Origin of the sequence: Geothrix sp. 21YS21S-4 (assembly GCF_030845995.1) — a bacterium.
Taxonomy (GTDB): domain Bacteria; phylum Acidobacteriota; class Holophagae; order Holophagales; family Holophagaceae; genus Geothrix.
This window is the reverse complement of sequence record NZ_CP132719.1, coordinates 1,027,458-1,044,984: the sequence shown is the minus strand read 5'-3', so window position 1 is coordinate 1,044,984 and position 17,527 is coordinate 1,027,458. Positions and strand designations below refer to the sequence as shown.

General features: G+C 70.0%; 16 protein-coding genes. 3 read left to right on the top strand and 13 right to left on the bottom strand.

The features are described from left to right. Window positions 1-7: 7 nt before the first annotated feature. On the top strand, window positions 8-1,291 hold the full coding sequence (locus RAH39_RS04725; RefSeq protein ID WP_306591653.1) for an ABC transporter ATP-binding protein: 1,284 nt from the start codon (window positions 8-10) through the stop codon (window positions 1,289-1,291). Here RAH39_RS04725 and RAH39_RS04720 read toward each other — a convergent pair. The 9 genes from RAH39_RS04720 to carA all read right to left on the bottom strand — a co-directional run bounded on the left by RAH39_RS04720 (window position 1,278) and on the right by carA (window position 12,117). Then, window positions 1,278-2,168 carry a DMT family transporter gene (locus RAH39_RS04720; protein WP_306591652.1) on the bottom strand — a complete coding sequence of 297 codons (891 nt, stop codon included), beginning with the start codon at window positions 2,166-2,168 and terminating at the stop codon, window positions 1,278-1,280. The genes RAH39_RS04725 and RAH39_RS04720 overlap by 14 nt on opposite strands. A 24-nt stretch (window positions 2,169-2,192) precedes the next feature. Next, window positions 2,193-2,567 carry a response regulator gene (locus tag RAH39_RS04715; RefSeq protein WP_306591651.1) on the bottom strand — a complete coding sequence of 125 codons (375 nt, stop codon included), beginning with the start codon at window positions 2,565-2,567 and terminating at the stop codon, window positions 2,193-2,195. A 44-nt stretch (window positions 2,568-2,611) separates the two neighbouring features. Then, window positions 2,612-3,778, bottom strand: coding sequence for a D-alanyl-D-alanine carboxypeptidase/D-alanyl-D-alanine-endopeptidase (locus tag RAH39_RS04710; protein ID WP_306591650.1), 1,167 nt, complete (start codon window positions 3,776-3,778; stop codon window positions 2,612-2,614). Next, window positions 3,778-4,323 carry a type II secretion system protein gene (locus RAH39_RS04705; protein WP_306591649.1) on the bottom strand — a complete coding sequence of 182 codons (546 nt, stop codon included), beginning with the start codon at window positions 4,321-4,323 and terminating at the stop codon, window positions 3,778-3,780. Before RAH39_RS04705 ends, RAH39_RS04710 begins: the two co-directional genes overlap by 1 nt. A gap of 22 nt (window positions 4,324-4,345) precedes the next feature. Next, a complete protein-coding gene (locus RAH39_RS04700) occupies window positions 4,346-6,169 on the bottom strand; it encodes an HD-GYP domain-containing protein (RefSeq protein ID WP_306591648.1) in 1,824 nt (607 codons plus the stop codon). 88 nt (window positions 6,170-6,257) lie between these two features. Further along, complete coding sequence (locus RAH39_RS04695; protein ID WP_306591647.1) at window positions 6,258-7,169, bottom strand: ACP S-malonyltransferase; 912 nt, start codon at window positions 7,167-7,169, stop codon at window positions 6,258-6,260. Between the two features lie 5 nt (window positions 7,170-7,174). Then, on the bottom strand, window positions 7,175-7,576 hold the full coding sequence (locus tag RAH39_RS04690; protein ID WP_306591646.1) for a CoA-binding protein: 402 nt from the start codon (window positions 7,574-7,576) through the stop codon (window positions 7,175-7,177). A gap of 151 nt (window positions 7,577-7,727) precedes the next feature. Continuing rightward, the gene (carB, locus tag RAH39_RS04685) at window positions 7,728-10,937 is read right to left on the bottom strand and encodes a carbamoyl-phosphate synthase large subunit (protein WP_306591645.1); all 3,210 of its coding nucleotides are present in this window, start codon (window positions 10,935-10,937) and stop codon (window positions 7,728-7,730) included. A 100-nt stretch (window positions 10,938-11,037) separates the two neighbouring features. Then, window positions 11,038-12,117, bottom strand: coding sequence for a glutamine-hydrolyzing carbamoyl-phosphate synthase small subunit (gene carA / locus RAH39_RS04680; protein ID WP_306591644.1), 1,080 nt, complete (start codon window positions 12,115-12,117; stop codon window positions 11,038-11,040). Between the two features lie 296 nt (window positions 12,118-12,413). Between carA and tadA the strand changes: the two genes are divergently transcribed. Together tadA and RAH39_RS04670 are read left to right on the top strand one after the other, a co-directional pair. After that, window positions 12,414-12,869, top strand: a complete 456-nt coding sequence (gene tadA, locus RAH39_RS04675; RefSeq protein WP_306591643.1) for a tRNA adenosine(34) deaminase TadA — start codon at window positions 12,414-12,416, stop codon at window positions 12,867-12,869. An 83-nt stretch (window positions 12,870-12,952) separates the two neighbouring features. Further along, window positions 12,953-14,059, top strand: a complete 1,107-nt coding sequence (locus RAH39_RS04670) for a diguanylate cyclase (protein WP_306591642.1) — start codon at window positions 12,953-12,955, stop codon at window positions 14,057-14,059. 8 nt (window positions 14,060-14,067) lie between these two features. Here RAH39_RS04670 and RAH39_RS04665 read toward each other — a convergent pair whose 3' ends face one another. From RAH39_RS04665 to RAH39_RS04650, 4 genes are read right to left on the bottom strand one after another with little or no spacing between them, the layout of a single operon-like run. Then, window positions 14,068-16,182 (bottom strand): heavy metal translocating P-type ATPase, encoded by a 2,115-nt coding sequence (locus tag RAH39_RS04665; protein WP_306591641.1) that lies wholly within the window; start codon window positions 16,180-16,182, stop codon window positions 14,068-14,070. Beyond that, the gene (locus RAH39_RS04660) at window positions 16,179-16,493 is read right to left on the bottom strand and encodes a hypothetical protein (protein WP_306591640.1); all 315 of its coding nucleotides are present in this window, start codon (window positions 16,491-16,493) and stop codon (window positions 16,179-16,181) included. The genes RAH39_RS04665 and RAH39_RS04660 overlap by 4 nt, the downstream gene beginning before the upstream one ends. After that, window positions 16,477-17,016: a hypothetical protein gene (locus tag RAH39_RS04655; protein ID WP_306591639.1), complete on the bottom strand. Its 540-nt coding sequence runs from the start codon at window positions 17,014-17,016 to the stop codon at window positions 16,477-16,479. The genes RAH39_RS04660 and RAH39_RS04655 overlap by 17 nt, the downstream gene beginning before the upstream one ends. Beyond that, on the bottom strand, window positions 17,013-17,393 hold the full coding sequence (locus RAH39_RS04650; RefSeq protein ID WP_306591638.1) for a hypothetical protein: 381 nt from the start codon (window positions 17,391-17,393) through the stop codon (window positions 17,013-17,015). Before RAH39_RS04650 ends, RAH39_RS04655 begins: the two co-directional genes overlap by 4 nt. Window positions 17,394-17,527: the final 134 nt, after the last annotated feature.

The following is a 17,527-nucleotide window of genomic DNA, read 5'->3' as shown; positions in this document are numbered from 1 at the left end:
GTGCCCCATGGCTGACGCTCCGATCTGCGAACTCAAGGCCGTCCGGAAGTCCTTCGACCGCGGCGGGGGCAACCTCCTGCGCGTGCTGGAAGACATCAACCTCGACATCCGCCCCAACGAGGTGCTGTGCCTCATCGGGCCCTCGGGCTGCGGAAAATCCACCATCCTGCGGATCTTCGCGGGGCTGATCAGCCCCACCAAGGGCGACGTGCGGTACCACGGGGCGCGGCTGGAGAGCCTCAATCCCGGCGTGTCCATCGTCTTCCAGGGCTTCGCCCTCTACCCGTGGATGACGGTGGAGGAGAACGTCCGGACGGTGCTCCGCGCCAAGGGCCTGCCCGAGGAGGAGGTCAAGTCCCGGGCGGACCGGGCCATCACCCTGGTGGGCCTGGAGGGTTTCGAGGAGGCCTACCCCCGCGAATTGTCCGGCGGGATGAAGCAGCGCGTCGGCATGGCCCGGGCGCTGAGCGTGGATCCCGAGATCCTGTTCATGGACGAGCCCTTCAGCCAGGTGGACGCCCTCACCGCGGAAGGCCTCCGGGCGGAAATCCTGGACATCTGGGAGGACGCCGAGCGCAACCCCTCGTCCATCCTGATGGTCAGCCACGACATCAAGGAAGTGGCCTACATGGCCGACCGCATTGCCGTCCTGTCCGCGAATCCCGGCCGCGTGCGGACCATCGTGGAGAACACCCTGCCCCGCCCCCGCGACACGCGCTCGCCGGAGTTCCTCCGGCTGGTGGACCAGCTGCACGACATCATCACCTCCACCGAACTGCCCGACATCCAGGTCACCACCGTGGAGCCTTCGCTCGGGCCCGACGTCATCGAGCCCCTCCCCAACGCCCAGAGCACCGATATCCTGGGCCTGATGGAGTATCTGGAAACCCAGGGGGGCAGTTCCGAACTCTTCCAGGTGGTGGCCGCCACCCACGTCCCCTTCGAGAAGGTGCTGGCCTCCGTGAAGGCCGCGGAAATGCTCGACCTGGTGGACACGCCCAAGCGCATGGTCCTGCTCACGCCCCTCGGTACGCGCTTCATCCGCGCGGGGATGGAGGAGCGCAAGGAGATCTGGAAGGAGCGGCTCCTGGACCTCAAGCTGTTCCGCGTCATCCGGGACCTGCTGGAATTCCACGAGGGCAAGCTGTCCCGGGAGGAAGTCCTCGCCGAGATCCACTCCCGCCTGCCCATGGAGAACTCCGACCTGACCTTCGAGACCATCGTCGCGTGGGGCCGGTTCGGCGAACTCTTCGCCTATCGCGAGGAGCGGGGCGTCCTCACGCCCGAGTAGCGGTCGGCCGCGCGAAGGCGCAGGCCGCGATGCCCGCCAGGACGAGGAGCGTCCCCACCCCCTGCAGGGGCCGCACGGATTCGCCCAACAGCAGCCAGCCCAGGGCCACCGTGGCGACGGGCTGCACCATGAGGCCCATGGCGCCGAGGTTGGTGGGCACGTGGCCCATGCCCCAGGTGATCAGCCACCAGGCCGCCACCTGCACCACCAGGCCCAGGCCCGCCAGGGCCCACCAGGCACGGACCGGATAGCCGCCGAAGGTCTCGCCGTGGGCGAGTCCCAGGATCCCGAAGCCCGCCGTGCACCAGAGGATCACCCAGAACAGGGCCTCGGGTGCGCTGAGGTCCCGCCGCGCGCGGCCCAGGGCCAAGGTGAAGGCGCCGTAGGCCAGGGAAGCCAGGGCACCCAGCAGTTCGCCCCGGCCCGTGCCCCAGCGGGCGCCCTTGGCGAAGCCCAGGATCAGAGCGCCCAGGAGCGCCAGGATCACGCCCGCCCAGAAGCCCTTCCGCAGCTTGGCGCCCATCCAGGCCACGGACACCACGGCCACCCAGATGGGCGCCAGGGCCACCAGGAGGGTGGCGTTGGCGGCGCTCGTGTGGTGCAGGGCGGAGTGCCACATCCACAGGTCCGCCACGAAGCAGACGCCCGCGAGCGCGCACCAGCCGCGGGCCCGCATGATCTCCGGGCGGTCCGGCCGGCGGGCCTTCCACGCCAGCCATGCCACGGGCGGCAGGGCGATCGCCATGCGGTAGAAGCCCACCGCCAGCGGTCCCGCGGGAGCGGCCCAGCGCACCAGCATCGCGGCGAACCCCAGGAGCGAAGCCCCCAGAATCAGGGCCGCCAGCCCCCTGGCGTCCCGCGCCTCCGTTCCGTCCATTCTTCCAACCTCCCCCGGAGCGGCTCAGCCCGCGGCAAGGACCTCGGTCACCCGGTCCGCCAGCGTCGCGGCGTCCACGGGCTTCAACAGGAAGCCGGACACGCCCAGCGACTGGAGGAACAGCACCGTCTCCTCGTCGCGGTGGGCCGACACCATCAGGATGGGGAGTTCCTTCAGCCGTTCGTCGGCCCGGCAGGCCCGCACCAGCTTCTCGCCGGGACAGGCGGGCATCAGGAGATCCACCAGCAGCATGTCCACCGCTTCCGCCCGCAGGATCTGCAGCACGTCGAACAGGGAGGTGGGATCCACTTCCACGACCTCGAATCCCCTCGCCTGGAGGGCGGAGGCCGTGAAGGCCCGGATGAGGCGGCTGTCGTCCACGATGGCGATGCGCGGCATGAAGCCTCCCGTCCCTTTATCCTCCACTCCCACCTGCAGATCAACTATGGAGGCGGCGCCTCGTTGGCCCAGCGGGAGACCTGCTCCCAGATGTCCTCCTCCCGCGCGGCGCCGTTCAGGAGGATCGCGAAGACGCGCACCCGGCCGTCCAGGGTCTGAAGATAGCCGCACAGGCTGGTGACGCGGTCGAGGTGGCCGGTCTTCACCCGCACGCGGCGCGCGAGGTTGGCGTCCTTCACCCGCAGCTGCCAGGGCTCGCCTCCGATGATCTTGAGCGAAGACACGAACTCGGGACCCACCTCGAAGTCGTGGTAGGCGCCCCGCAGGATGATGGCGAGGATGCGCGCCGACAGGCGGTTCTCCTTGCTCAGCCCCGAGCCGTCCGTGATGCGGATGGCGTCAGGACCGAGGTCGAAGGCCGTGCGGTAGAAGTCCTGGACGCGCTGGACGCCCCGGGGCCAGGAGCCGGCGCCGAAGCGGCGCACCAGCATCTCCGCCATGAAGTTGTTGGACCACTTGTTGACGTCCTGGACCACCGCCCGCAGGGGAGGCGAGGTCCACGCGGCGAGTTTTCGCGGCGCGGGCCCGGCGATGGGTTCCACCGCGGGAACGCGGCCTTCGACGGGGATTCCGGATTCCTGCAGGATCCGCTGGAGGGTCTCGCGCGCGGCGCGATCGGGATCCGCCACGGGCCGCCCGTTGTCGTCCCGGTTGAAGTTGACGGAGAGGGCCCTCACCTCGGGCAGCGTGTCGGCGGACGTGTTCTCCCATCCCACGGGCCGACGCTGGGCGTCGAAGGCGCTCTGGTCCAGCCGCACGCTGCCGGTCACGCGGCGGACGCCCTGGCGCTTCAGGCTCTGCGCCAACATCCAGATGCGCTCGCTGGTGAACAGCGGGTCGCCGTCGCCCTTGAAGGTGAGGTCCCCCTGGACCACGCCGTCGCGGAGGTCGCCCCAGACCTCCGTCTCGATGACGGATTCGGGCTTGAGGGTCTTGAGGATGGCGTAGGTGGTGACGACCTTGGTGGTGCTGGCGGGAACGAGGGCCTGGCCGTCCAGGTACCGCTCCAGCGCCCTGCCCGTCTCCACGTCCCAGATCCCGGCGGAAACGGCGATGTTCCGGGCCTCCAGCCCGCGGGCCCAGGCCTGGAAATCCTGGGCGGCCAGGGCGGGCATCAGGAGCAGGGCGGCCAAAGCCGCGGAAGGGCGCATCAGGGTTTGGTCGCGGTCGTCGTGGCCGCGTCGGTGGTGCCCTTGCTCACGGTCCCCTTGAGGAGGGAGCGGACCTTCTCATCGTCCACCACCGGCGCCACGCCCAGCAGGTTCTGGTCCGCCGTGAAGATCCAGTCGTGGACCAGCGTCTTGTTCTGGTAGATGCGGAAGCTGTCCAGCATGCTGTGGCTGCGGACCCCCACGATGGGCAGCCCGTCCTTGTTGCCCGACGCGCCGGGCTGCACCTGGGTGATCAGCTCCCACTGCCCGTCGGCGGTCATCGGGTCCTTGTACTTCTGCCGGAGGATCCGGGGGCGGACCTTCATCAGCTCGTCCAGGTCCGTGGGATAGCGCCCGGCCTTGGCGAAGTAGATCCGCAGCGCGGTGGCCATCGCCTCCCCCCGGAAGATCAGCTCCGCCTCGTTCTCCCGCTGGACCTCGGCGATCATGTTCGGCCCGCTCTTCATCAGCATCAGGCCCATCACCACCGCCAGGGCGAGGGCGAGGGCCATGGTGAATCCGCGCTGGGAACGGCGAGAGGGCATGGATGCTCCTCCCTTCAAAATATCAGGCCCGCCCATCCTTCCTGGTCATCAGGTCGGAAAAGGCCTCCACCACGGTGGGATCGAACTGGGAGCCCGCCTCGTTGTGGATCTCCGCCAGGACTTGCCGGAAGCCCCGGGGGCGCCGGTAGCCCTTCCCGCTGGTCATCACCTCGTAGGCCTCGATCAGCCCGATGATCCGGCTGCCGATGGGAATGGCGGTCTCGCGCAGGCCCTCGGGATACCCGCGGCCGTCCCAGCGCTCGTGGTGGTGCCGGATCATCCGCACCACGTCGAAGGGGAAGCGGAGGTCGCGCAGGAACACCGCCGCCAGCTCCGGATGGTTCCGCACCTTCCGCATCTCGTCGTCCGTCAGCTGCGCCTTGGCGAGCATCCCGGGATCGAGCATCAGCATCCCCACGTCGTGCAGGATCGCCGCGATGCTGATCGCCTCCACCTCCTCCGTGGGCAGCTCCAGGCGGAGGGCCAGCTCCCGCGCCAGCCGGGCCGTGGCCAGGCTGTGGGGACGGAGGGCCGGGACGCGGGCCTCGCCGGATTTCAGGATGCGGTGGCTCACGGACAGGAACGCGTGGTGGTAGCGCTCGTGCAGCCGCGCCTCCTGCAGGTAGAGGCCCAGCATCCGCGCCAGCTGATGGATGGCCTCGATCTCCGTCCGCGAGAACGAGTGGTCCTCCACCCGGAACACCATCAGCAGGTCGTAGCCGTGGGGCGCTTCGTTGAGCAGCAGCGGGAGGTAGGTGGCGAACGCGCCCTTCAGCTCGGGGACCTCGGGCATCTCCGTCCGCGTGATCAGGCGCAGTTCCGGCTCCCGCACCTCCGGAAGGTGGAAGGTGGCGTGGGCGAGGATCTGCTGCTGCAGGTCCGCGGACAGGGGAAACATGCTGTAGGCCAGCAGCGGCCGGATCTCCTCCGGATCCTCGATCCACAGCACCACGGCGCTGGCCGACAGGATCTCGCCCAGCAACCCGGCCACCTCCCAGAAGTAGGCCCGCTGCTCCGGGGGCACCATCCCCGGCCGGCGGGGGACTTCGTCGGACGCGGGCGCCACCCAGCCGCTGAGGGTGCGGTCGCCTTCCCACGGCAGGGGCGCGTAGCCCGCCTGTCCGCCGAGAAACCCGAACAGGTGCTCCTGCTGCCCGGGGCCGCTGGCCGGGGGGCGGTTCTCGCCCGCCGGCACGCTCTCGGCGCCCAGCCCCGGCGGAGGAAGCAGGCGCTCCGGCGGAGGCGCCACCTCGTCGATCAAGGCGGCGGCCGTGGGCAGCGCCTCGACCCCCGTCCCGGGGGAAGTCGGGACGAAGTCCACGCCCGTGCCGGGAGAGGTGACCTCGGGCTGGGGGTCCCGGAAGGGTACCGCCTCTCCGCCCCCGTCGAACCGGAAGACCTTCAGCCCCGCGGCCAGATCCTCGCAGATGGCCAGCGTGGGAGGCCCGTCGCGCTCCAGGTCGAAGGTCCCGCCCTTGATCCGGTCCCGCTGGACCAGAAGGCCCACCCAGTCCCCCTGGAGGTAGACCGGCGCGATGAAGTAGCGGGGCCATTCCCCGCCCTGCCCGAACGCGGCCAGCTCGGGTGAGCCGGAAGCGTCGTTCACCACGAAGGCCCGCCGTTCCCGGTGGACCTTCACCACGAGGGGATGATCCTCCGCCAGAGCCACGGGGGGGCGCGTCCCGCGGGGCCAGCCGTAGAAGCTCACCACCTGGAATCCGCCGCCGCCCGAAGGCCGGAGGTAGAGGGCGCCCTTGGTGCTTCCAACCTCCTCCAGGCAGCGGTACAGAACCTGGGAACACCGGTTGGCGAGCGCATCACCGAGGAGGAGAGAAGGGGCCGGCATCGGGCGGTCCTGAGAAGGAGTCAGGGGGCATGATGCCAGATCAGGGAAGCGATGTCCCGGCGGCGGTCACCAAAAATTGGCCGATTTTTTACTTTCCCTCGGCTACGGGCCGCGGCGCCTGGAGGGAATGGACCACCAGCTCCCGGTCCGCCCAGCGGGTCAGCCCCGCCAGTTGGCTCCCATGGCCGCACTCCGCCAAAGGCGCGCCAAGGGCCTTCAGCCGCGCCACCACGGCCAGCCAATCCACCGGCAATGCCACGGTGGCGAGGCCTTCGTCCCAGGCCGCGGCGCCCTCCGCGATCAGCCGCCCGTCGAAGGAGGAGATCAGCGGAAAGCGCGGCGCCGCGGGCCGGACGGCGGCCAGGCGACGGGCGAGGGGCGGCAGCAGCGCCGCCATGTGGGGGCCGTGGAGAGGATGCTGCACCGGCAGGAGCCCCGCCTTCATCGCCACGGGACGGAGCGCCTCCACCAGGGCCTCCAGCGACGCGCGGGGACCCGACACCGTGAACTGGGCGCGGCCGTTGCGGTTGGACAGCACCAGATCCGGCCGCTCCGCGAGCGCGCCGCGGACCTCCGCTTCGGAGGCGCCGATCACGAACGCCATCCCCATGGGCGCCTCGAAGGCCGCGGCGCCCAGGCGATCCACCTCGGCGAACAGGTCCAGGATGGCCTCCAGCGGCACCACTTCCGCGGCCACCAGGGCCGAGTAGAACCCCATGCTGTGACCTGCGCCCGCGAGGGGCTCGAAGGGAACCGTCGCCCGCCACGCGCGGTAGACGCCCACGGAATGCGCCAGGACCGCGGCCGGAGCGCAGTCCTGGGCGCGCAGCGCCTCGACCGGCCCTTCCGCCATCAGGCGCCGCAGGGGGCGGCCCACATGGGCTTCCGCGGCTTCGAGCGTGCGGACCCAGGGTTCGTGGCCGTCCCAGCCCGCGGACATGCCCACGCCCTCCGTCCCCTGGCCGGGAAACAGCAGGACGGGCGGCCGGTCTCCGGACACGGGGCCTAGCCCCGGAAGCCCAGGACCACCAGCAGGCAGGGGCCGCCGGCGATGACGCTCAGCCCCAGGGATTCCGCCGTGCGGATGGCCGCGTCGCTCTCGGCGCCGGGCTGCATCCAGACGTGCTTCACGCCCGCCGCCGCCGCGTCGCGCACCACCTGTTCGGTGATGGCCGGGGGCGTGATGACCGAGATCGCCGGCACCTTCACCGGCAGCGCCGCCAGCGAGGGATAGGCCTTCAGCCCTTCCAGTTCCTCCGCCCGCGGATTGATGGGATAGACCTCCTTCCCATGCTCCTGGTAGCAGCGCAGGACCTTGTTCCCGAACTTCGAGCGGTCGGAGCTGGCGCCCACCACCGCGAAGGAATCGGACGCGAGGAAGGACTGGATGCGGTCGTCGACGGACATGGAACCTCCAGAACCAAAGACTGTAACCGCGAAAAGCGCGAAAGGACGCGAAAGCAGGGCACGGGGGGCCTTGGCGATGATCCTTTGATCTTCCGAACGCCCAGCGGTACGAATTCTTTTTTCGCGCCCTTTCGCGTCTTTCGCGGTTGCTTCAGCCCAGCGTCTGGATGGCCCGTACCTTCATCTCGCCGCGCAGGGTCTCGACGGCTTCGCAGGCGGCGAGGGCGGCGCTGAGGTTGGTGAGGCAGGGGATCTTCAGGCGGAGGGCCTCTTTGCGGATGGAACTCTCGTCGAAGAAGGCCTCGCGGCCCAGGGGGGTGTTGATCACCCACTGGACCTCGCCGTTCTTGAGGAGATCGACGGCGTTGGGCCGGCCTTCGTTGACCTTGAAGATCCGCCGGACCTTGAGGCCCACGGATTCGAGGGTGCGCGCCGTCCCTTCGGTGGCGCACAGCCCAAAGCCGAGCGCCACCAGCTTCTGGGCCAGATCCGGAAGGCGGGCCTTGTCCGCGTCGTTCACGGTGAGGAAGACGGTGCCCGACAGCGGCAGGGGGATGCCCGCCGCCAGCAGGGCCTTGGCGTAGGCTTCGCCGAAGGTCTCGCCGATGCCCATGACCTCGCCCGTGCTCTTCATTTCGGGGCCGAGGATCGGATCCACGCCGGGGAACTTGGCGAAGGGGAAGACTACGCCCTTCACCGAGACCGCCCGCGGCACGCCGTCCGTGATGCCCTGCTGCTTCAGGGTCTGGCCCAACCCGATGCGGGCGGCCACGCCGGCCCAGTCCACGCCCGTGGCCTTGCTCACGAAGGGGACCGTGCGGCTGGCCCGGGGGTTGGCCTCCAGACAGTAGGCGACGCCGTCCTTCACGGCGAACTGGAGGTTCATCAGCCCGCGCACGCCCAGGTCCAGCGCCAGCTTCCGGGCGTAGCCTCCGACGGTCTCCAGGATCTCCTGGGGCACGCCCAGGGCCGGGATCACGGCGTAGCTGTCGCCGCTGTGGATGCCCGCCTCCTCGATGTGGGCCAGGAGGCCCGCGATGGCCACCTCCTCGCCGTCGCAGACCACATCGATGTCCAGCTCCTGCGCGCCGTCCAGGAAGCGGTCCAGCAGCACCGGCTGGTCCTCGCTGACGGCCACCGCCTCGCGCATGTACTTCTCCAGGCCCGCGTCGTCGAAGACCACGGCCATGGCCCGGCCGCCCAGGACGAAGCTGGGCCGCACCATCACGGGATAGGCCAGCCGCTGGGCGACCTCGCGGGCCTGCTCGAAGCTGGTGGCCATGCCCCAGGCCGGAGCCGGGATGCCCAGGCGCTTGAGGGCCTGGCCGAAGCGCTCGCGGTCCTCGGCGTCCATGATCGTGTTCAGCGGCGTGCCCAGCAGCTTGACGCCCGCGGCGTCCAGGGGCGACGCCAGCTTCAGGGGCGTCTGTCCGCCGAACTGGGCGAACACGCCCAGGAGCTTGCCGGTGCTGGCTTCGCGGTCCACCACCGCCTTCACGTGCTCGAAGGTGAGGGGCTCGAAGTAGAGGCGGTCGCTGGTGTCGAAATCGGTGCTGACGGTCTCGGGGTTGCAGTTGATCAGGATGGCCTCGACCCCGCTGGCGCGGATGGCCTCCACCGCCTGGACGCAGCAGCAGTCGAACTCCACGCCCTGCCCGATGCGGTTGGGGCCGCTGCCCAGGACGATGGCCTTGGGCCGGTCGGTGGGTTCGGCTTCGCTGTAGTCCTCCCAGGTGCCGTAGAGGTAGGGCGTCTCCGCCTTGAACTCGCCGGCGCAGGTGTCCACCCGCTTGTAGGCGGGACGCAGGCCCAGCGCCTCGCGCCGCGCGGCGACCTCGGCCTCGGTGCCCGAGCAGAACACGCCGATCTGGGCGTCCGCGAACCCGGCGCGCTTGGCCTTCTCCAGCAGTTCCTCGGGCAGGCGGTCCACGGGGAAGCTGCGCAGGCGGCCCTCCAGCACCACGATCTCCTCGATCTCGCGGAGGAACCAGGCGGTGATCTTCGTGAGGCGGTGCAGTTCCTCCACGCTGTGGCCGGCCTTGAGCGCGTGGTAGATCCAGAACAGGCGCTGGGGGCCGGGCGTGATCAGGTGCTCCTTCAGGCGGCCCAAGTCCAGCTTGCCTTCGAGAGCGCCCGAGATCCCGCGGTGGCCTTCCTCCAGCGAGCGCACCGCCTTCTGCAGGGCCTCCTGGAAGCTGCGGCCCAGGCTCATCACCTCGCCCACGCTCTTCATCTGCGTGCCCAGCACCTTCTCGGCCTGGGGGAACTTCTCGAAGGTGAAGCGGGGGATCTTCACCACGACGTAGTCCAGCACGGGCTCGAAGGCGGCCTTGGTCATGCGCGTGATGGCGTTGGGGAGTTCCCACAGCCGGTAGCCCAGCGCCAGCTTCGTGGCCACCCAGGCGATGGGGAAGCCCGTGGCCTTCGACGCCAGGGCGGAGCTGCGGCTCACGCGGGGATTCATCTCGATGACGATGATCCGGCTGGTCTCGGGGTCCAGCGCGAACTGGATGTTGGAGCCGCCGGTCTCCACGCCCACGGCGCGGATCACCGCCAGCGCCGCGTCGCGCATCCGCTGGTACTCGGGATCCGTCAGCGTGAGCGCCGGGGCCACCGTGATGCTGTCCCCGGTGTGGACGCCCATGGGATCCACGTTCTCGATGGAGCAGATCACCTCGACGTTGTCGTCCAGGTCGCGCACCACCTCCAGCTCGAATTCCTTCCAGCCGAGGATGCTCTCTTCGATCAGCACCTGCTTGGTGGGGCTCAGGTCCAGGCCGCGGGCGACGATGGTCTCGAACTCGTCCACGTTGTAGGCGATCCCGCCGCCGCTGCCGCCGAGCGTGAAGCTGGGCCGGATGATCGCGGGAAAGCCCGTGAGCTTGAGCAGGTCGCGGGCCTCGGCCATGTTGTGGGCGAAGCCGCCCCGGCAGGTCTCCAGTCCCAGGTCGTCCATAAGGGCCTTGAAGAGCTGGCGGTCCTCGCCGCGCTTGATGGCCTCGGGCTGGGCGCCGATCAGCATGACGCCGCTGCGCTCCAGGAGGCCGGAATGGTGGGCCTCCATCGCCAGGTTCAGCGCGGTCTGGCCTCCCACCGTGGGCAGGATGGCGTCGGGCTTCTCCGCCTCGATGATCTTCTCCAGCACGCTCAGCGTCAGGGGCTCGATGTAGGTGGCGTCCGCCCGCCCGGGGTCCGTCATGATCGACGCCGGGTTGGAGTTGAGGAGGACCGTGCGGATCCCCTCCTCCCGCAGCGCCTTCAGCGCCTGCGTGCCCGAATAGTCGAACTCGCACGCCTGCCCGATCTGGATCGGTCCCGACCCCAGCACCAGCACGCTCTTCAGATCCGTTCGCTTCGGCATCAGAGAACCTCTTGATCAACCGCAGATGTCGCAGATGACGCAGACGAAGCAGGGCCGGTTTTCATCTGCGCGATCTGCGGCATCTGCGGTTTCGATTCAGTCATTTGTGGAAGGTTTCCATCAGCTCGACGAACCGCCGGAACGCCGGATGCGCGTCGTGGGGGCCAGGGCTGGCTTCGGGATGGTGCTGCAAGGAGAAGATGGGCAGCTTCGTGTGCCGCAGCCCTTCCACCGTACCGTCGCTGAGGTGCCGGTGGGTGACTTCGATGTCCGGCGGGAGGCTGGCCTCGTCCACCGCGAAGCCGTGGTTCTGGGCGGTGATCTCGATGCGGCCGGTGGTGAGGTCATGCACCGGCTGGTTGGCGCCGCGGTGGCCGAACTTCAGCTTGAAGGTGCGCCCCCCGAAGGCCTGGCCCAGGAGCTGGTGGCCCAGGCAGATGCCGAAGATCGGCAGCTTCCCCACGCAGGCCTCGATCTCCTTCTGCATGCCGGACAGGGCCGCGGGATCGCCGGGGCCGTTGCTGAGGAACAGGCCGTGGAAGCGGGCATCCGCCAGCTCGGAGGCCGGAGCGTCCCAGGGGAAGACCTCCAGGTGCAGCCCCACCCCCACCAGCTGGTCGAGGATGCTCTGCTTGATGCCGCCGTCCAGCACCGCCACGCGGAAGGTTCCGCCGGCGTTCAGCTCGTAGCGGTCCCGGCAGCTCACTTCCGCGCACAGGGCCTGACCGGTCATCTCCGGCAGCGCCTTCGCCTTGGCCACGCCGGCGTCCAGATCGCCGTCCACCTCCGTCCACAGGAGGGAGGGCTGGGCGCCGCCATCGCGCAGGTATTGGGTCAGGGCGCGCGTGTCGAGGTCGGTCATCACGGGGACGCGGTGGCGCTTGAGCCAGCCCGCCAGGTCGCCCTCGGAGCGGGTGTGGTCGGGATCGAAGGTCAGCCGCCGGCACAGCAGGCCCGTGGCCCAGGGCCTGGTCCCTTCGTTGAGGTCCGCGTGGATCCCGTAGATGCCCTGCTCCGGGAAGGTCATGCAGACCATCTGCCCCGCGAAGCTGGGGTCGGTGAGGATCTCCTGGTAGCCGGCCATGGCGGTGGTGAACACCGCTTCGCCGCTCCCGCCGAAGCCCAGGGGGGCCCGCCCGCGGAAGAGGGTGCCGTCCTTCAGGATCAAGTGCGCGCGCATGTGCCTCCCCCTCGGCGGCCCTGCAAAAACCCCGCGAGGGCCGGGCCGTCGCGGGGCATGGAATATCCGTCGGTCATCAAGGACCAAAGGTGAGTGTATCGACCGGCAAACGCGAGGATCAGCCTTTTTATTCAAGGGGAAATGGGCCATACTGCTCCTTTGCCCCACACCGCTTCCCTCCTCCTGTCCCTCACGGTCTCCACCCTGTGGAGCGGCGGCGATGTTCCGGCCGCCCGGGCGAGAAGGGAATCAGGCCCGTCGGAGCCTCCCGTGCGAAGTAGGCCACACTGGTCCCCATGTGGTCGGGCGACGACATCTACTTCATGAAGCTGGCGCTGGAGGAAGCCGAGCGGGCGGATCGCCTGGACGAGGTGCCCGTGGGCGCCGTGGTGGTCTCCGAAGGCGCGCTGCTGGGGCGGGGGCACAACCAGCCGGTGCGGCTGAACGATCCCAGCGCCCACGCGGAAATCCAGGCCCTGCGCAGCGCGGGCGCCTGGGCGAAGAACTACCGCCTCACCGGCGCGACCCTCTACGTGACCCTGGAACCCTGCCTGATGTGCTTCGGGGCGCTGGTGCACGCCCGGGTGGGCCGCGTGGTCTTCGGCGCGTCGGATCCCAAAGTGGGCGTCAGCCGCTGGTTGGCGAGCCTGGACGGCGCGGCCCTCAACCACCGGTTCGCCTTCGAGGGAGGCCTCCTCGAACCGGAATGCCGACAACAGCTCCAGGCCTTCTTCCGCCGCCGACGGAGCTGAGGGACACCGGGAAGCCGCGGTCTCCATAACTCAAGGCCGCCGCTTTCCTTCCGATGACGCCCCATTCCTGTTTGGACACGTCTATGCCCCTCCCGGGTTTCCTGCACACCTCCCTCTTTCCCATCCTTCTCGTCGGCGCGGCAGGCCTGGCCTGGGGGAAGGCGATGCTCCGGAACCGCTTCCTCGTGCGCCAGACGAAGGACCTGTCGGAGGAGATCCGGCACCTTCAGGAGGACATGGTGCGCCTCGAGGAGAGCACCAGCCGGGACCGCCTGACGGGCGCCTGGAATCGCCGCCGCTTCGAGGAGGCCGTGGCCATGGAAATGGGCCTGGCCCACCGGCGGCGGGCCCCGCTGGCCCTCATCAGCCTCGACCTCGACCACTTCAAGCACATCAACGACGCCTACGGCCACCGCGCGGGAGACGGCGTCCTGGCTGGGGCGGCGGCGGTGTTCCGGACGGTGCTGCGGAGCTCCGACGCCCTCGTCCGCTGGGGCGGAGAGGAGTTCCTCGTCCTCACCCCCGCCACGGGCCTGGACGGAGCGATCAACCTCGCCGAGCGCCTGCGGCTCGCCCTCGAAGCAACGGCCTTTCCCGACGCGGAACCCGTCACCCTCAGCGCCGGCGTCGCGGAATACCTGGCCCACGAACCGCTGGATGCCTGGATCGCCCGGACGGACGGGGCCCTCTACCGCGCCAAGACCCAGGGCCGCAACCGCGTGGTGGGCGATCACGCCCGCAGCCCCCGCACCGTCTCGGCGAGCACGGGTCTGCTGGAACTGATCTGGGAGGAGGGCTACGGCAGCGGCCACCACCTCATCGACGAACAGCACATCCTCCTGTTCGACCTGTCGAACGCCCTCTTCTCGGCGATCGTCGAGGGGCTTCCCATCTCCGTGGCCGAGGCCCGCCTGGACACGCTGCTCTATCACGCGGAGCGGCACTTCCACGACGAGGAGGCTCTCCTCCGCAAGGCCGGCTATCCGGACCTGGACCAGCACCGCGGCGAGCACGCCCGCCTGCTGGGCGCCGCCCGGAACCTCCAGGCCGACCTGAGGACCGGCTGCATGGATTTCGGGCGCCTGGTCACCTACCTCGCCACCGACCTGGTGAAGGGGCACCTCCTCACCGAGGACTGCCACTACTTCGACCACCTGAACCACAAGCTCGGGCGGGAATCCCGGGCTTAATCCGCGGCCTACGTCTCGACCGAGGCTCCCATCAGGCTCTCCGCCAGCAGCGCCAGGGTGGTGCCGTTGTGGAGGGTGGCGCTGGCCATGGGCGTGAGGAGGCCCAGCCCCGCGGCGCCCATGATGGCGGTGTTCGCGGTCATGGCGACCCGGAAGTGATTCTGGAGGCGCTCGAGGGTGGCGTGGGCGATCTTCCGCGCCTGGAGCAGCGTGCGGAGGTCCTCCCGCAGGAGCAGCATGTCCGCGGTGGCGCGAGCGAGATCCGTGCCCTTGGGCATGGCGATCCCCACGTGGGCCTGGGCCAGCGCGGGGCCGTCGTTGACGCCGTCCCCGATGAACGCGACGCGGTAGCCCCGCTTCTGGAGGTCGCTCACCACCTGGGCCTTGCCCTCCGGCTCCACCTCGGCGATCACCTGGTCCATCCCCAGCCGCGCGCCCAGGGCCTCCGCGGGGCCGCGGCGGTCGCCAGTGAGCATCACCAGCCGCTGCACGCCCGCCGCCCTCAGCCCCTTCAGCACCTCGCGGGTCTCCTTCCGCACGGCGTCCTCGAAGGCCAGGAACCCGACCAGCCGGGCGTCGCAGGCCATGAATACCAGCAGCTTGCCTTCGGCCTCCAGCGGCGCGATCCGATCCTCCACCGCCGCGAAGTCCACGCCCTCGTGGGCCTCCAGGAAGTGGCGGTTCCCGAGCACCACCGCCCGCCCTTCCACCTCGGCGCGCAGCCCGTGGGCGACGACGAATTCCACCGGCGTGTGGGACACGTGGTCCAGGTTCCGGAACGACGACAGGTCCACGATGCTCCGCGCGATGGGATGCTGGGCGTGCTCCTCGAGGGACGCCATCACCGCCAGGAACCGGTCCTCCGGCCAGTCGCGGGGATCCAGGGTGTGGACGCCGGACAGCGACAGATTGCCGGTGGTGAGGGTGCCCGTCTTGTCGAAGACGAACGTGTCCGCCCGGCCCAGCGATTCCACCGCGGCGGCGCCCTTGGGCACGGCGCCGGCCTCCGCGGAATGCTTCATGGCGGTGCGGAAGGCCACCGGCACGCCAATCTTGAGGGCGCAGGAGAAGTCCACCAGGAGCATGGACGCCAGGCGATCCACGCTGCCGGTCCACAGGAAGACCCCGGAGGCCAGCGCCAGGGTGTACCCCAGGCGGCGATCGGCCATTTCGGTGGCCAGGCGCTGGGTGGGCGCGGGGTTCCGCAGCGCCTCCTCGATGTAGCTGGAGATCCGCGAGAGGCCCGTCTCCCGCCCCACGCGCTCGGCGTGGACGTGGATGCGGCCCTCGATCACGGTCGTCCCGGCGCGCACCGCATCGCCGGGCTCCAAGCCCACGGGCAGGCTTTCGCCGGTCATCACGGATTCGTTCACGGTGGCGGCGCCGGAGTGGACGCGCCCATCCGCCAGGATCATCTCGCCGGGACCCACCACCAGCACGTCCCCCGACGCGAGCTCGCCCGCGGGCCGCGCCTGGAGTTCGCCGTCCACCTCCACCCACGCCGTGCCGGGCACGGGGGCGAGGAGGCGCTTCAGCAGATCCTCGGAGCGCCGCTCGGTGCGGTGTTCCAGGTACTCCGCCAGCCGGAGGAGGAAGGCCGTGGTGTTGGCCGCCTGATGATCGCCGCGGCCCAGCGTGAGCATCAGCAGGGCGGCGGCGTCCATCACGGGCACCTTGAGCCCCTGGGTGATCAGGGTGGAGGCGCCCCGGAACACCGCCGGCGCGATGTTCGCCGCCGTGGCCACCGACCTCAGGCGGGGCGGAAGCAGCGGCGTGGCAAGCGCCAGGAGCCCGCTCGCGGCCAGCTCGACGCCATCCGGCCCGTCGTCGGGATCCGGGAGGGAATCCACCTCCGGCGCCCGGTGCCAGGCCTCGATCTCGGACAGGACGCCCCGCCGCGTGGCAGGGCGCCCGTCATGCTCCACCACGACGCAGCCGGCGCGCCGGTTGGCCCGCGCGGCGCGGACCCCCGGCAGCGAGCCCAGGCGCTGTTCCAGCGCCACCCGCGACACATCCGGATCCCGGAGGGCGGGCAGGCCGACGCGGAGGCGCCCCGGCAGCTCGTGAAGGATCGACGGCCCCGCCCCGGCGGAAAGACCAGAGGGGGCCGTCGGCTTGCTCACTCCTGCTCCTGCTCGGCGCGCAGCTCGGCCTCGGCGTCGCGGAAGCGCTCCTTCATCTCCTCGAACCCGCCCTGGGCCTTGGTCCAGGCCTTCACCAGCCCCTTGATGGCGGCGCCCTGCACCTTGTCGTTGGTGACCAGGTAGGTGAGCACGGCACCGGTGATCAGGCCCCGGAGGAACTTGGGGTTGGCCAGGGTGTCCGGCTGCTCGGCGTGGGGATAGGACGAGGGGTGGGGCGGATACTGGCCGTGGTTGTGCCACGGACCGTAGGGATAGGGATAGCCGTAAGGCCACTCATTCTGACGGGACATGGCTCACTCCTTCCTCGGAACCGAACGGATCCTCATCTCCAGCCGCCTCGCGGAACGCGGCGCGCGCCTTCTTGACCTTGGCCTTCACCTTGCCCGCCGCCTTGGCGGCCCCGCGGATCAGCTTGTCCTCCGTCCCCTCGTTGGTGAGGACGTAGAGGGCCGCCGCGCCGAGGAGGGCGCCCTTGAGGAAGTCCTTGTCGGAGAAGTCGAACCAGGGGGCGAGGCTCTTCAGCAGGCCTCCGTCGTCGCCTCCGAACAGCGCGCCCAGGCCGCCCTTGGGCGCAGCGGGAGCCGCCATGGGCGGAGGGGGAGGCGGGAAATAGCCCGGCGGAGGATAGGGAGGCCACGGGGCGGGACCCCACGGACCGGCCTGCCACGGAGCGGGAGCCGGTGGCGCGGGGGGCGGCCAGCCCTTGGGAGGAAGCTGGGGGAAACCGGCGCGGGCCCACGCGGCCCACAGCTCGGGATCGATTCCCGGGGGGATGGGACTTCCCGTCGGGAAGCCCTCGGGGGCGGTGTTCATCGATGAACCTCCTTCTGGACGGGTGGAATCGGGGACGCGCCGGAGAGCCCGAGAAGGGCTTCCAGCACGGTTTCAGCACCTTCGGACGAACCGTGGACGAGCGTTTCCCACCAGGCGGGAAGCAGCAGAGCCGGATCGTATTCGACGACCAGCGAGCCGGCCATGAGGTTCCAGCGCACGTTCCGGACGCCGTGGATCCGCTCGAAGGCGGCGCGGAGGCTCGGCAGATCGACGGTGCGGCCCAGCGCGAGGATCTCGAAATCGAACGTGATGCGGATGCGTCCCCGGACGTGATGGGCGATGTCCAGGTAGCGGCGGGCCTTCATGAGAAGGCCCAGGAGCGCGCCCTTCTCAAGGGTGGGACGGGTCGGATTCACGTGCTCTCCGGATGACGAGCTACGCAGGAACGATCGCGGCTCCTGCGGAATGGGGTTGCTCCCCCATCTTCGTCCAAACCGATTCCGGGAGTTAAGGAAATTCCACCAGCGAGGCGGAGCCTCGCTTTCCCGCG